The organism is Streptomyces vulcanius (genome assembly GCF_042653945.1).
GTDB lineage: Bacteria > Actinomycetota > Actinomycetes > Streptomycetales > Streptomycetaceae > Streptomyces > Streptomyces mangrovi.
In genome coordinates this window covers 12,381-25,563 of record NZ_JBHSFK010000018.1, presented here as the reverse complement: position 1 = coordinate 25,563, position 13,183 = coordinate 12,381, and the positions used below count along the sequence as shown (strand labels likewise).

Annotated in this window: 15 protein-coding genes and 3 tRNA genes; 6 read left to right on the top strand and 12 right to left on the bottom strand. The window is 70.5% G+C overall.

Going from position 1 to position 13,183, the window contains the following annotated elements; genetic code table 11:
* Positions 1-56: 56 nt before the first annotated feature.
* The 6 genes from ACFPIH_RS26320 to ACFPIH_RS26295 all read right to left on the bottom strand — a co-directional run bounded on the left by ACFPIH_RS26320 (position 57) and on the right by ACFPIH_RS26295 (position 2,243).
* Positions 57-602 (bottom strand): TetR/AcrR family transcriptional regulator, encoded by a 546-nt coding sequence (locus ACFPIH_RS26320; protein WP_381176226.1) that lies wholly within the window; start codon positions 600-602, stop codon positions 57-59.
* 187 nt (positions 603-789) lie between these two features.
* On the bottom strand, positions 790-1,218 hold the full coding sequence (locus ACFPIH_RS26315; protein WP_381176223.1) for a MaoC family dehydratase: 429 nt from the start codon (positions 1,216-1,218) through the stop codon (positions 790-792).
* A 7-nt stretch (positions 1,219-1,225) separates the two neighbouring features.
* Positions 1,226-1,678 carry an FAS1-like dehydratase domain-containing protein gene (locus tag ACFPIH_RS26310; RefSeq protein WP_381176220.1) on the bottom strand — a complete coding sequence of 151 codons (453 nt, stop codon included), beginning with the start codon at positions 1,676-1,678 and terminating at the stop codon, positions 1,226-1,228.
* Positions 1,679-1,798: 120 nt separating this feature from the next.
* Positions 1,799-1,963, bottom strand: a complete 165-nt coding sequence (gene rpmG, locus ACFPIH_RS26305; RefSeq protein ID WP_003948671.1) for a 50S ribosomal protein L33 — start codon at positions 1,961-1,963, stop codon at positions 1,799-1,801.
* 88 nt (positions 1,964-2,051) lie between these two features.
* Positions 2,052-2,124, bottom strand: a tRNA-Met gene (locus ACFPIH_RS26300).
* A 46-nt stretch (positions 2,125-2,170) separates the two neighbouring features.
* Positions 2,171-2,243 (bottom strand) — tRNA-Thr (locus ACFPIH_RS26295).
* Between the two features lie 271 nt (positions 2,244-2,514).
* On the opposite strand from ACFPIH_RS26295, the gene ACFPIH_RS26290 reads away from it, so the two are divergent.
* Positions 2,515-3,834 (top strand): amidohydrolase family protein, encoded by a 1,320-nt coding sequence (locus ACFPIH_RS26290; RefSeq protein WP_381176217.1) that lies wholly within the window; start codon positions 2,515-2,517, stop codon positions 3,832-3,834.
* 92 nt (positions 3,835-3,926) lie between these two features.
* Positions 3,927-4,583, top strand: a complete 657-nt coding sequence (locus ACFPIH_RS26285) for an SDR family oxidoreductase (RefSeq protein ID WP_381176214.1) — start codon at positions 3,927-3,929, stop codon at positions 4,581-4,583.
* A 46-nt stretch (positions 4,584-4,629) separates the two neighbouring features.
* Here ACFPIH_RS26285 and ACFPIH_RS26280 read toward each other — a convergent pair whose 3' ends face one another.
* Positions 4,630-4,842, bottom strand: a complete 213-nt coding sequence (locus tag ACFPIH_RS26280) for a hypothetical protein (protein WP_381176211.1) — start codon at positions 4,840-4,842, stop codon at positions 4,630-4,632.
* A gap of 98 nt (positions 4,843-4,940) precedes the next feature.
* Here ACFPIH_RS26280 and ACFPIH_RS26275 point away from each other — a divergent pair, with 98 nt between their 5' ends.
* Complete coding sequence (locus tag ACFPIH_RS26275) at positions 4,941-5,225, top strand: hypothetical protein (protein WP_381176208.1); 285 nt, start codon at positions 4,941-4,943, stop codon at positions 5,223-5,225.
* Positions 5,226-5,303: 78 nt separating this feature from the next.
* Here the strand turns inward: ACFPIH_RS26275 and ACFPIH_RS26270 are convergent.
* Positions 5,304-5,385 (bottom strand) — tRNA-Tyr (locus tag ACFPIH_RS26270).
* Between the two features lie 232 nt (positions 5,386-5,617).
* Here ACFPIH_RS26270 and ACFPIH_RS26265 point away from each other — a divergent pair.
* Positions 5,618-6,106: a YajQ family cyclic di-GMP-binding protein gene (locus ACFPIH_RS26265; protein WP_381176205.1), complete on the top strand. Its 489-nt coding sequence runs from the start codon at positions 5,618-5,620 to the stop codon at positions 6,104-6,106.
* 145 nt (positions 6,107-6,251) lie between these two features.
* Here the strand turns inward: ACFPIH_RS26265 and ACFPIH_RS26260 are convergent, their stop codons facing one another.
* Entirely contained in the window at positions 6,252-6,518 is a 267-nt protein-coding gene (locus ACFPIH_RS26260; protein ID WP_381176202.1) for a GlsB/YeaQ/YmgE family stress response membrane protein, read from the bottom strand.
* A gap of 250 nt (positions 6,519-6,768) precedes the next feature.
* Between ACFPIH_RS26260 and ACFPIH_RS26255 the strand changes: the two genes are divergently transcribed.
* Positions 6,769-8,022, top strand: a complete 1,254-nt coding sequence (locus ACFPIH_RS26255) for an APC family permease (RefSeq protein ID WP_381176199.1) — start codon at positions 6,769-6,771, stop codon at positions 8,020-8,022.
* A gap of 268 nt (positions 8,023-8,290) precedes the next feature.
* Positions 8,291-8,692, top strand: coding sequence for a YccF domain-containing protein (locus tag ACFPIH_RS26250; RefSeq protein ID WP_381176196.1), 402 nt, complete (start codon positions 8,291-8,293; stop codon positions 8,690-8,692).
* Positions 8,693-8,884: 192 nt separating this feature from the next.
* Here the strand turns inward: ACFPIH_RS26250 and htpX are convergent, their stop codons facing one another.
* The 3 genes from htpX to ACFPIH_RS26235 form a co-directional block, all read right to left on the bottom strand.
* A complete protein-coding gene (htpX, locus tag ACFPIH_RS26245; protein WP_381176193.1) occupies positions 8,885-9,748 on the bottom strand; it encodes a zinc metalloprotease HtpX in 864 nt (287 codons plus the stop codon).
* Between the two features lie 304 nt (positions 9,749-10,052).
* A complete protein-coding gene (locus ACFPIH_RS26240; protein ID WP_381176190.1) occupies positions 10,053-11,606 on the bottom strand; it encodes an NADH-quinone oxidoreductase subunit N in 1,554 nt (517 codons plus the stop codon).
* On the bottom strand, positions 11,603-13,177 hold the full coding sequence (locus ACFPIH_RS26235) for a complex I subunit 4 family protein (RefSeq protein WP_381176187.1): 1,575 nt from the start codon (positions 13,175-13,177) through the stop codon (positions 11,603-11,605). The genes ACFPIH_RS26240 and ACFPIH_RS26235 overlap by 4 nt, the downstream gene beginning before the upstream one ends.
* Positions 13,178-13,183: the final 6 nt, after the last annotated feature.

Genomic DNA, 13,183 nt, shown 5'->3' with positions numbered 1-13,183 from the left:
CCACTAACTTTTGAGCGCATGAAAAGCCGCTGACCACCCCTGGGTCACCCCTCGGCTCACGCCGGGGGATAGAGCCCCTGCCACACCCGGTGCTCGACCGGAAACCCCATGGCCACGAGGCAGTTGATGAGCATGCCGTGCCCCATGAAGTCCGTTGTCTCACTCGGATCGGCGCCGAGCAACAGATGGGCGGCGTCCCAGACCCGCGCCCACCCGGCCCGCACGGCCTCACCGAGCTCACGGTCCCCCTCGGCCTCCGCGGCGGCCACCGCGACGTATGTCTGCAGCTGCATCATCAGCCGCTCGGGCTGTTCCGCGATGACCTTGACGTACGCATCCCCCATGGCCTTCTGGGCCGCTTCGCCCTCCGCCCGCTCGGCAGCCTCCGCGAACATCTGGGCGAAGTCGGCCATGCAGCGCTCGGCCGCCGCGAGGAAGATCGCCTTCTTTCCCGGGAAGAGCCGGAAGAGATACGGCTGTGAGACACCCACCCGCTTGGCGATCGCCTCGGTGGACGTGCCGTGGTACCCGGTCCGCGCGAACTCACTGGTCGCCGCCCGAATGACGCTTTCGCGCCGCTCCTCCGCACTCATCCTCGCCATGCAAGTAAGTTAGTGCTCAATCACCAACTATGTCAAGCACTGACCCCGCCAAGTGAGCGGTCCCCCTCGGGAACACTCCCCCCACCCCACCCGTTTCGCAGGCAGGGGGCCTGCACAAGTAAGGAGCGCTCCCCCATGGAGAACGCCCCTTACCGAAGAACCCGCCACTCGCTCGCCGCTCCCGGCCTCAGGCCAGCCGCACGACCGCCCGCGACATCCCGAGCACCTTCTGCCCGCCGCTGGTCACCGTCAGGTCGACCCGGACGGTGTTGTCGTCGAGCTTGGCACCCACCTTGCCGGTCACCTCGATCACGGCACCCTGGTCGTCGTTGGGGACGACGACCGGCTTGGTGAAGCGGACGCCGTAGTCGACGACCGCCCCCGGATCGCCGGTCCAGTCGGTGACGACACGGATCGCCTCGGCCATGGTGAACATGCCGTGCGCGATGACGTCCGGCAGACCCACCTCCTTGGCGAACTTCTCGTTCCAGTGAATGGGGTTGAAGTCCCCGGAGGCGCCCGCGTACCGGACGAGGGCGGCACGGTCAACGGGGAAGGACTGCGCCGGCAGCTCGGTGCCGATCTCGACGTCGTCGTAGGCGATCCTGGCCGTCATCGGTGTCTCACGCCTCCTCGGCCGCGCGGGCCACGAGCTTGGTCCAGGCGGTCACGACGTGCTCTCCGGCCTCGTCGTGCACCTCGCCGCGGATGTCCAGGATGTCGTTGCCCGCCATGGACTTCACGGCCTCGATGGTCGAGGTCACCGTGAGCCGGTCACCGGCGCGCACCGGGCGCCGGTAGGCGAACTTCTGGTCGCCGTGCACCACCCGGCTGTAGTCCAGGCCGAGCCGGGGGTCCTGGACGACCTGTCCCGCCGCCTTGAAGGTGATCGAGAACACGAAGGTCGGCGGGGCGATCACATCCGGGTACCCGAGCGCCTTGGCGGCCTCCGGGTCGGTGTACACCGGGTTGCCGTCCCCGACGGCCTCCGCGAACTCGCGGATCTTCTCCCGGCCGACCTCATAGGGATCGGTGGGCGGATAGGTCCGTCCCACGAAGGACTGGTCGAGCGCCATGGGCTCGGCACCTCCTGGTTGCTCTGCTGGCCTGGTGGCTCTACTGACCGGTACCGGTCGATGTAACGACGCGAGGCCGCCCCCGATCACTCGGGAACGGCCTCGTGTACGAGCCTGTTTTTATCGCGTTTCGCGGTGCGCGGTGTGCGCATTGCAACGCGGGCAGTGCTTCTTCATCTCAAGACGGTCCGGGTTGTTACGCCGGTTCTTCTTGGTGATGTAGTTCCGCTCCTTGCACTCCACGCAGGCCAGCGTGATCTTCGGGCGGACGTCGGTGGCAGCCACGTGAGTGCTCCTTGACGAACGGGTGGGATTGTCAACGCATAAAAGAGTAGCCGATCGAAGGACCGAACCCGCAATCGGCTACTGTCAGTAGCGGTGACCGGACTTGAACCGGTGACACAGCGATTATGAGCCGCTTGCTCTACCGACTGAGCTACACCGCTTTGATGTGATCAGTTCCCGCCTCGCGACGGGAACCTCTCACACCAGAGCCCCAATACGGAATCGAACCGTAGACCTTCTCCTTACCATGGAGACGCTCTGCCGACTGAGCTATTGGGGCGAGCGATGAAGACATTACACGGTCCGCAGCCGTTCACCCAAATCCGTTTCGCGGCCCCTGCCGGGCCCGCCCCGGCGCCCGTTTTCGCGCGGTTCCCCTGGTGACCGGCGGGGTCCCGGCAGCCCCAGAAGCCCCTCCCGTCGACCGGGGCCACACCAGTACGACTATTGCGCTCCTCCCCGACAGCACCCGGCCCCCGCCCTAGGCTCGACTCACTCTGTGTGATCTTGCGTCCCCCAGCCCCGGGACGTCCCCGAGCCCCTGGAGCGCGATGCCCGACAGCCAGCCGCAGCCACCCCCCTGGTCGTCCTCGTCGTCGGGCACCTGGGGCGGTACGCCGGACCCGGCCGCCCTCCTGCTGTGCGGGGCCCGTCTGACGGACGGCCGGACCGTGGACGTGCGGCTGGGCCACGGGCGCATCGAGGCGGTCGGCACGGCAGGCAGCCTGGCGCCGGCTCCGTCCCGCGCCGGAGACGGAGGCGGCGGAATCGGAAGCGGAAACGGAAGCGGAAGCGGCGGAGCGCGCGTCGACCTGGGCGGCTGGCTCCTCCTCCCGGCCCCCGCCGAGCCGCACGCCCACGCCGACACCGCGCTGACCGCCGACATCGACGGCCCCCTCTCGTACGCGCCCCAGGACGTCCAGCGGCGCGCCACCGAGGCCGCGCTCCTCCAGCTCGGGCACGGCGCGACCGCGGTGCGCACGCACGTGCGCGTGGGCGACGTCCAGGGTCTCGGCGCGCTGGCCGCCGTGCTCCAGGCGAGACGTTCGCTGCGCGGGCTCGCCGAGTTGACGACGGTGGCGATGCCGCGCGTCCTGACCGGCGCGGCCGGTGCGGACGGGCTCGCGATCCTGCGGGACGCGCTGAAGATGGGCGCCTCGGTGGTCGGCGGCTGCCCCGACCTCGACCCCGACCCGACGGGCTATGTGGAGGCCGTACTCGACGTCGCGTCAGAACACGGCTGCCCCGTCGACCTGCACACCGACGCCACCGACCCGGGCCGGCTGGCCCGGCTCGCCGCTATGGCGGGCGGTCTGCGCCCCGGTGTCACCCTCAGCCCCTGCGGCGGCCTCGGCCGCCTCCCCGCCGAGGCGGCCGGCCGCACCGCCGACCAACTGGCCGCCGCAGGCGTGACGGTGGTGTGCCTCCCCCAGGGCGGCTGCGGCGCCGTCGAACACCGCGGTACGGCGCCCGTACGGCTGCTGCGCGCGGCCGGGGTGCGGGTGGCGGCGGGCAGCGGGGCGTTGCGCGACGTGTCCAACCCCGTCGGCCGCGGCGACCCCCTGGAGGCGGCCTACCTCCTCGCGTCCCGGTACGGCCTGCGCCCCGAGGAGGCCTACGACGCCGTGAGCACCGCGGCACGGGCGGCCCTGGGCCTGCCCGAGATCCGCGTCGAGGCCGGCTTCCCCGCCGATCTCCTCGCGGTACGCGGCGACCGCCTGGCCGGCGCGCTCTCCCTCGCCTACAGCCGCATCGTCTTCCACAGCGGACGCGTGGTGGCCCGGACGAGCGCGGTCCGCGAGTACTGCAGCTCGGCGGCGGCGACGACGGAACCGGGCCTGCCGAGGCAGGGGCGGAGCCCGTTGTCGTAGGCGCGTCGCGTACGCATGCGGCGTACGCGCGCGTGGCGGCCTTTGCGGGAGCCGTGCGGCGGGTGGGGGCGGGCGGGCGTACGGTCGGAAGCATGCGCATTGTCATCGCTGGTGGTCATGGTCAGATCGCGCTGCGGCTGGAGCGGCTGCTCGCCGGGCGTGGGAACGAGGTCGCGGGGATCATCCGCAGGGCCGAGCAGGCGGGCGACCTTCGGGCGGTCGGCGCCGAACCCGCCGTACTGGACCTGGAGTCGGCGTCGGTCGACGAGGTCGCCGCACTGCTGCGGGGCGCGGACGCGGCGGTGTTCGCGGCGGGCGCCGGCCCGGGCAGCGGGGTGGCCCGCAAGGACACGGTGGACAAGGGCGCGGCGGTGCTGTTCGCCGACGCGGCGGTCCGGGCGGGCGTACGGCGTCTCGTGGTCGTGTCGTCGATGGGCGCCGATCCGGGGCACGCGGGCCAGGAGATCTTCGACGTCTATCTGCGCGCCAAGGGCGAGGCGGACGCGTACGTGCAGGGCCTGGACGCCCTCGACTGGACGATCCTGCGCCCGGGCGCGCTCACGGACGACGCCGGGACCGGCCTGGTCCGGCTGGAGGCCCACACGGGGCGCGGCCCCGTCCCGCGCGACGACGTGGCGGCCGTCCTGGCGGAACTGGTGGACACCCCGGCCACGTCCGGCCTCGTCCTGGAACTCATCGGCGGCTCCACACCGGTGTCGGTGGCGGTGAAGTCGGTGGCGGGCAACTGACGATCTTTCAACTTCCAGAGTTCTGGAACCAGAGCCCTGGAGGGCTCTAGAACAACGACAGCTGCCCGGGGAAGTCGGGCAGCGCGTACCCGTCCAACGACGGCTGTGCGGCGCCCAGTTGTGCGGCCCTGCGGGAGCCCGGGCAGGAGACGAGTTCGCCGTTGTCCCGTGCGCCCGGCGGGTCGTGCCGGGCATACCGTCCGGCGACGACGGCGATCTCGCGACGGCACTCGGGGCAGGCTCTGCGACGGCTGGACATGGGGCCAGTCTGCCCCAGTGCGCCACGCGGGTACCGCGCCGCGGCACGCGCTCCGCTCGCCGCGCGGAAAGGGGGACATCTCCCTAGCATCCGTACATATGGCACATATCTACGAGGAACTCGTACAGATGCAGCGCCTGGCCGACGAGACCCACGCCCGGGTCCTGGAGCTACGGGACTCGTACGGCGCCCCGACGGCCGCCCCCTGGTCGGAAACCCAGACCGACACCTACGAAACCGCCTGGCGCGCCTGGCGCGACCTCGCCCGCGACGTACAGGCGGCGGTCACGGAGTTCGCCAAGGAGGAGGGCAGACCGCGCAACGAGGTGGAGGAGGAGATCAAGCGCACGGCAAAGTCCCCGGACTCCCAGCCGAAGCCCTGACCGAAGCCCCGCCCCAAGACAAGCCGAAGTGCCCGCGACCGATTGTTCTCACAGGTCACGGGCACTTCGTTCTCAGCGTGGCGGCGCCAGGATTCGAACCTGGGAAGGCTGAGCCGGCAGATTTACAGTCTGCTCCCTTTGGCCGCTCGGGCACACCGCCGGGGTTGCTGCCGTTCGAACCGCTTCTGGGCGGCGCTCCCTGGCAACGACGTAAACAATACCCGATACCGAGGGGTGCTTCGCCACCCGATTGATCTGCACCGGGAGGAGCGCGGGTGGCTAGGCTTGGGCGGATGCGGCCCGGGTCACGCCGGGCTCGGCGGTCGCCCCACGTACGCCGATTCGCACCCCGATCGCACCCCTACACGCACTGATACAAGGAGCCACAGGACATGGCCGACTCCAGTTTCGACATCGTCTCGAAGGTCGAGCGGCAGGAGGTCGACAACGCCCTCAACCAGGCCGCCAAGGAGATCTCCCAGCGCTACGACTTCAAGGGCGTGGGCGCCTCGATCTCGTGGTCCGGCGAGAAGATCCTGATGGAGGCGAACTCGGAGGACCGGGTGAGCGCCGTCCTCGACGTCTTCCAGTCGAAGCTGATCAAGCGCGGGATCTCCCTGAAGGCGCTGGACGCGGGCGAGCCCCAGCTCTCCGGCAAGGAGTACAAGCTCTTCGCGGAGATCAAGGAGGGCATCTCCCAGGACAACGCGAAGAAGGTCGCGAAGCTCATCCGCGACGAGGGCCCCAAGGGCGTGAAGGCCCAGGTCCAGGGCGACGAACTGCGCGTCAGCTCCAAGAGCCGCGACGACCTGCAGACCGTCATCGCCCTGCTGAAGGGTCAGGACTTCGACTTCGCGCTGCAGTTCGTGAACTACCGGTAGTCGCCCGCCGGTCACAACGGCACCACCGGTGAAGGCGTACCACCGGTGAGGAGGAAGGGTGGGCACCCGGCTCCGGCCCGGCGTCCGGGGAGCCCAGCTCTTCCCGCCCGTCGGCCGCCCGTTCGGCCGCCCGTCAAGGGCACGCTCAGTCGCGTGAGTTGCCGAACAGCAGACGGTAGATGATCAGGAGCACCAGCGAGCCGCCGATCGCCGCCGCCCAGGTCGCACCGTCGTAGAAGTTCTTGCTGATGGGGTGGTCCAGCCAGCGCGCCGATATCCAGCCGCCGACGAACGCACCCGCGACGCCGATGAGGGTCGTTCCGATGAAGCCACCCGGGTCACGGCCGGGCAGCAGGACCTTGGCGGCGACTCCGGCCAACAGTCCCAGGATGATCCAGCTGATGATGCTCATGTCCTGAACGTGCCCTTCCGTGCTGTGCCCGTACTGTCCGGATGCTGTGATGTTGATCGCCGTCGACCACCATCGACCGCTGCCGATGACCGTCGATCGCCGTCGATCGCCGTCGATCGCTCCGGACTGCCCGGGCTCATGTCCCACGCGCCGTCCCCGCGTCCTGCGTCGCACGCGGGTTCGTGCCGTGTTGCCGTGGACGACGCCGGGCCGGCACCTGGTGGTTCCGCCGGTCAGTAGGGTGCGGCCCATGACACAGTCCGGATCCTCAGGCGCGGAACTGCGGCGGACCCTGGGCGTCGGGGACGCCGTCGTCATCGGACTCGGTTCGATGATCGGCGCCGGCGTCTTCGCCGCCCTGGCCCCGGCCGCGCACGCCGCCGGTTCCGGGCTGCTCCTCGGGCTGGCGCTCGCCGCCCTGGTCGCCTACTGCAACGCCATGTCGTCAGCCCGCCTCGCCGTTCTGTATCCGGCCTCCGGCGGCACGTATGTGTACGGGCGGGAGCGGCTGGGGGCGTTCTGGGGGTATCTGGCCGGATGGTCGTTCGTGGTCGGGAAGACGGCCTCCTGTGCGGCGATGGCTCTGACGGTCGGGGCGTATGTGTGGCCGGGTCAGGCGCACGCGGTGGCGGTCGCGGCCGTGGTGGCACTGACCGCGCTGAACTACGGCGGTGTCCAGAAGTCGGCGTGGCTGACGCGGGTGGTCGTGGCGTTGGTCCTGGCGGTCCTCGCTTCCGTGGTCGTGGTGTGTCTGGGGTCGGGGGCGTCCGACGCCGGACGGTTGGACGTCGGGGCCTCGGGCGGGACGGGTGGGGTCCTTCAGGCGGCCGGTCTGCTGTTCTTCGCGTTCGCCGGGTACGCGCGCATCGCGACGCTCGGCGAGGAGGTGCGGGATCCGTCGCGCACCATCCCGCGCGCGGTCCCGCTGGCACTGGGGATCACGCTGGCCGTCTACGTGTGCGTGGCGGTCGCCGTTCTCTCGGTGCTGGGGGCCGAGGAGCTCGGGCGGGCCGGCGCGCCGCTCGCCGACGCGGTGCGGGCGGCGGGCGTGCCGGGGCTGGTGCCCGTGGTGCGGGCCGGGGCCGCCGTGGCCGCGTTGGGTTCGCTCCTCGCCCTCATCCTGGGCGTCTCACGGACCACGCTGGCCATGGCGCGTGACCGGTATCTGCCCGGCGCGCTGGCGGCCGTGCATCCGCGCTTCCGGGTGCCGCACCGCGCCGAGTTGGCCGTGGGCGCGGTGGTGGCGGTCCTGGCCGCCACGGTGGACGTACGAGGTGCGATCGGCTTCTCCTCCTTCGGTGTGCTGGCGTACTACGCGGTGGCCAACGCCTCGGCCTGGGCCCTCGACGCCTCCCCGGTGGCGAGAGCGCTGCCCGCGGTGGGCCTGCTGGGCTGCGCGGTCCTGGCGTTCGCGCTGCCGGGGACGTCGGTGGCGGCTGGGGCCGGCGTCCTGGCGGTGGGAGCGGTCGTGTACGGGGTGCGCCGGTGGTCGGCCGCACGGTGAGGGGACTGCGAAGGGTGCCTCGGCCACCGTCCCTGTCTGCGCTTGGTCGTTCGAGGTCATGCGTCCATGGTGCGGGCCGCCACTGACAATCGGGCCGGTCTGTGGACAACCGGCCGGTTGTGGAGAACTCGGTGCCCGGTGGGAGGGAACGTCATGAAACGTTCCCGATCACGCCACAGGCCGACTGCGGTTCCCCCTGTTCGCACAACCGGCTGATACTGGTGATAGCAGGCAGTGCCGACGGACCGAACCCTGAGAGGTACCGATCATGAAGCTGTTCAACCTGCTGCTGAACATTCTGTGGCTCGTCTTCTGCGGTCTGTGGATGGCGATCGGCTACGTGATCGCCGCGCTGATCTGCTTCGTCCTGATCATCACGATCCCCTTCGGGATCGCGTCGCTGCGGATCGCCGGCTTCGTGCTGTGGCCGTTCGGACGGACCACCGTGGAGCGGCCGGGCGCCGGGGCCGGGTCGTTCGTGGGGAACGTGATCTGGGTGGTCTTCGCGGGGTGGTGGCTGGCCCTGGCGCACCTGATCACCAGCATCCCGCTGTTCCTCTCGATCATCGGTATCCCCTTCGGGTGGGCCAACCTGAAGCTCATCCCCGTCTCCCTCATGCCGTTGGGGCGCGAGGTGGTGTCGACGGACCAGGGGTTCGGAGGCCGGTGAGCTGCGGGGTCCCTTCGGGCAGGCCACTGTGCCCCCGGCCGGGGATGCGAGGCACGTCACGTGGGTTGGTCATGCGCGGGCCGGCGTCGCGGCGGGTGTGGGACGAGGGCGAGGGCGCCAAGCGCCGTGATCATGATGCGTATGGCCGGATTCCGGCGGGAAACCAGTCAGGAGGGGCGGCGGGCCGGGTGGTCAGGGCCGACGGCCCGCCATCTTCTCGAGACGGGCGATGCGCTCCGCCATCGGCGGATGGGTCGAGAACATTCTGGAGAGTCCCTGGCCGGGACGGAACGGGTTCGCGATCATCATGTGGCTCGCGGTCTCGATCCGGGGCTCGGGCGGCAGCGGCAGTTGCTTGGTGCCCGTCTCCAGCTTGCGCAGGGCGCTCGCGAGGGCCAGCGGGTCGCCGGTGAGCTGCGCGCCCGAGGCGTCCGCCTCGTACTCGCGGGAGCGGCTGATGGCGAGTTGGATGAGGCTCGCGGCCAGCGGGCCCAGAAGCGAGAGCAGGAGGACGCCGAGGAGGCCGGGGCCTTCGTCGTCGTCCGAGCGGCCGATCGGGATCAGCCAGGCGAAGTTGGCCAGGAACACGATCACCGAGGCGAGGGCGCCGGCGACCGACGAGATGAGGATGTCGCGGTTGTAGACATGGCTGAGTTCGTGGCCGATGACCCCGCGCAGTTCGCGCTCGTCGAGGATGCGCAGGATGCCCTCCGTGCAGCACACGGCGGCGTTGCGCGGGTTGCGGCCGGTGGCGAAGGCGTTCGGGGCCTCGGTCGGGGAGATGTACAGGCGGGGCATGGGCTGGCGGGCCTGGGTGGAGAGGTCACGGACCATTCGGTACAGGGCCGGGGCCTCGAACTCGCTCACGGGACGGGCACGCATCGCGCGTAGCGCCAGCTTGTCGCTGTTCCAGTACGCGTACGCGTTCGTACCGAGGGCGATCAGGACCGCGACGATGAGCCCTGCGCGGCCGAAGAGGCTGCCGATGACGATGATGAGTGCGGACAGTCCCCCGAGGAGTACTGCGGTCCTGAGCCCGTTGTGCCGGCGGTGCACGGTACGCCCTCCAAGTCGTACAGCAGGGGAACCCTTTGCTTGCGGATCTTGCTGGTCTGCGGTGCCACTGGTTGCGCGGTGTCACGTCCAGTGCACCCTCCCGTACTGGTCAACGCCAGGCAGGAGGCACTAGTTCCCTTGCCCGCACGGGCACGGCCGTGGGCCGACCGGGTGGCGGAGAGGGAACTACGACGTCAGGGCCGGAGGACTACGGCGTCAGGCTCGCAGCGCCATGGCGTCACTGGCGGGGCACTGCGACGTCACCGGGGGTGGCATCACGCGCGCGTGGGGTCGTGTCGCGCGCTCAGAAGAGGCCGGTGTCGGCGAAGCGGAGGACCAGCTGAGGCGCTCCGGAGAGGACGATGCCGACGGCCGCGGCGAGGGTGATCGCGGCGGTGAGGGGGGCGGGGACGCGGTGCTTGACGGGTGCGCCGCCAGGGGCGTCGTGCCCTTCGGGCGCGCGGAAGAGCAGGGTCGTCCACTGGAGGTAGTAGTACAGGGCGATCACGACGTTGACGGCCATGACGACCGCCAGCCAGCCCAGCCCGGCGTCGACGGCCGCCGAGAAGACGGTGACCTTCGCGAAGAGGCCGATGATCCCCGGCGGCAGTCCGGCGAGGCACAGCAGGAAGAACGCCAGGAGGAGCGCGGAGAGCGGGTTCCTGGCGTACAGGCCGCGGTAGTCCGCGAGACGGTTCTGTGCCGTCGTACGGCCCACCAGGGCGGCCACCGCGAAGGCGCCCAGGTTCACGGCGGCGTACATGAGGGCGTACGCGACCGTGGAGCCGATGGCGCGCTCGGCGTCGTCGGTGTACGCGGCGGCGGCGATCGGCACGAGGAGGTAGCCGGCCTGGCCGACGGAGGACCAGGCGAGCAGCCGTACCGCGCTGTACGCGCGCGTGGCCTGTTGGCGGAGGGCGCCGAGGTTTCCGACCGTCATGGTGAGGGCTGCCAGGGCCGCCAGGGCGGGGCCCCAGACGTCGGCGTAGGAGGGGAAGCCGACGACCGTGACGAGGATGAGGCCGGAGAAACCGACCGCCTTGCCGACGACCGACAGATAGGCGGCGACGGGCAGCGGGGCGCCGACATAGGTGTCGGGAACCCAGAAGTGGAACGGGACGGCGGCCGTCTTGAAGGCGAAGCCGACCAGGGTGAGGACCACGCCGGTCTGGGCGAGGGTGTGCAGCTGGCCGTCCACGTGTTCGATGCGGTCGGCGATCTGGGTGAGGTAGAGGCTGCCGGTCGTGGCGTAGACGAAGCTGATGCCCATCAGGCTGACCGCCGTGGCGGTGACGGACGACAGGAAGAACTTCAGGGCCGCCTCGGCGGACTTTCGGTCGCCGTGCCGGATGCCGACCAGGGCGAACGCGGGCAGGGAGGCGACTTCGAGGGCGACGACGAGGGTGGCGAGGTCGCGGGAGGCCGGCAGCAGGGCGGCACCGGCGGCGGAGGACAGCAGCAGGAACCAGAACTCCCCTTCGGGGAGCCTCCCGCGCGCGTCCTTGAGGGCCGTCACCGACAGAAGAGCCGCCAGTAGCGCTCCTCCGAGGACCAGGAACTGGATGACGAGGGTGAAACGGTCCGCCGTGTAGCTGCACGCGCGCGGGTCGTCCGCCAGGCAGAAGGTCGCGCGGTCGCCGTCCAGGAGGGGCAGCAGCAGGGCCGTGGCGGCGGCGAGGCCCGCGACGGACAGCCAGCCCAGGAGCGGCTTGCGTGCGTCGCTCAGGAACAGGTCGGCGACCAGGACGACAAGGGCGACCACTGCGGCCAGGGTGGGCGGGGCGATGGCGAGCCAGTCGACGGACTGGACCAGCGAGTCGGCAACCGGCTGGGCAAGGGGCTGCGCCGGGAAGCTCATCGGGTGCCTCCTGCGAGGAGCTGCTGCACGGCCGGGTCGGTGAGGCCGAGGAGGGCCTTCGGCCACAGGCCGGCGACGACGGTGAGGGCGACGAGCGGGGTCCAGGCGGCGAACTCGTACGGCTGGACGTCGGCGAGCGTCTGTGTCTCCTTCGGGACGTCACCCATGCAGACGCGGCGGACCACGACGAGCAGGTATGCGGCCGTCAGGAGGGTCCCGAAGGCGGCGATCGCCGTGAAGGTGAGGAAGGCGGGGCGGCTGAGGTCGTCGGCGGGGTCGAACGCGCCGAACAGCGCGAGCATCTCGCCCCAGAACCCGGCCAGTCCCGGCAGACCCAGCGAGGCGACGGCGGCGAAGGCGAGCAGCCCGCCGAGGCGGGGCGCCTTGCCGTAGAGCGCGGCGCCGGTCTGCTGGGCGAGGGCGTCCAGGTCGGTGGTGCCGGTACGGTCCTTGAGCGCGCCGACCAGGAAGAACAGCAGGCCGGTGATGAGGCCGTGGGCGATGTTGGCGAACAGGGCGCCGTTCACTCCGGTCGGGGTCATGGTGGCGATGCCGAGCAGGACGAAGCCCATGTGGCCGACGGAGGAGTAGGCGATCAGCCGTTTGAGGTCGCCCTTCGCGCCCTGTTTGGCGAGGGCCAGGCAGGCCAGGGATCCGTAGATGATCCCGACGACGGCGAAGGCGGCGAGGTAGGGCGCGAAGGTGTGGAAGCCGTCCGGCACGATCGGTAGCAGAATCCGGACGAACCCGTACGTACCCATCTTCAGCAGGACGCCCGCCAGCAGGACCGAGCCGACGGTCGGGGCCGCGGTGTGGGCGTCGGGCAGCCAGCTGTGCAGGGGCCACATCGGGGTCTTGACGGCGAGCCCGAGCCCGATCGCCAAAGCGGCTGTGACCTGCACGGATGTGGACAGCGACCGGCCGTTGTCAGTGGCGAGTGCGACCATGTCGAATGTGCCCGCCTTGATTCCGATCAGGAGCAGGCCGAGGAGCATGACCACGGATCCGAGCAGCGTGAACAGGATGAACTTCATCGCCGCCGGGGTCCGGCCCTCGCCGCCCCAGCGGGCGATGAGGAAGTACATCGGGATCAGGACCATCTCGAAGGCGAGGAAGAACAGCAGCAGGTCGAGGACGGCGAACGTCGCGAGGGTGCCGGACTCGAGGACGAGCAGCAGCGCGACGAAGGCCTTCGGGGTCGGGCCCGCAGGCATCTTGAAGTACGAGTACAGCGCGCACAGGAAGGTAAGCAGCGCGGTCAGGACCACGAGAGGGAGGGAGATGCCGTCGATGCCGAGGTGGATGCGCACGTCGAGTGCGGGGATCCAGCTGATGTCCGTGCCGGCCTGCATCTTCGACGGATGGTCGTGGTCGAAGCCGAGTGCGAGGGCGATCGCGGCGAGGAGGATCACGCCGGTGACCGTGACTCCGTGCCGGAGTACGGCCTGCTCGGGTGACTTCCCCTTCAGCCCGGGCGGGGCCGGCAGGAGAGCGGCGGCGGCGCCGAGGAGCGGGCCGACGACGAGGAACGCCAGAAGGAACTGCATCACGGACTCGTTGATATCGATCACGCCTGC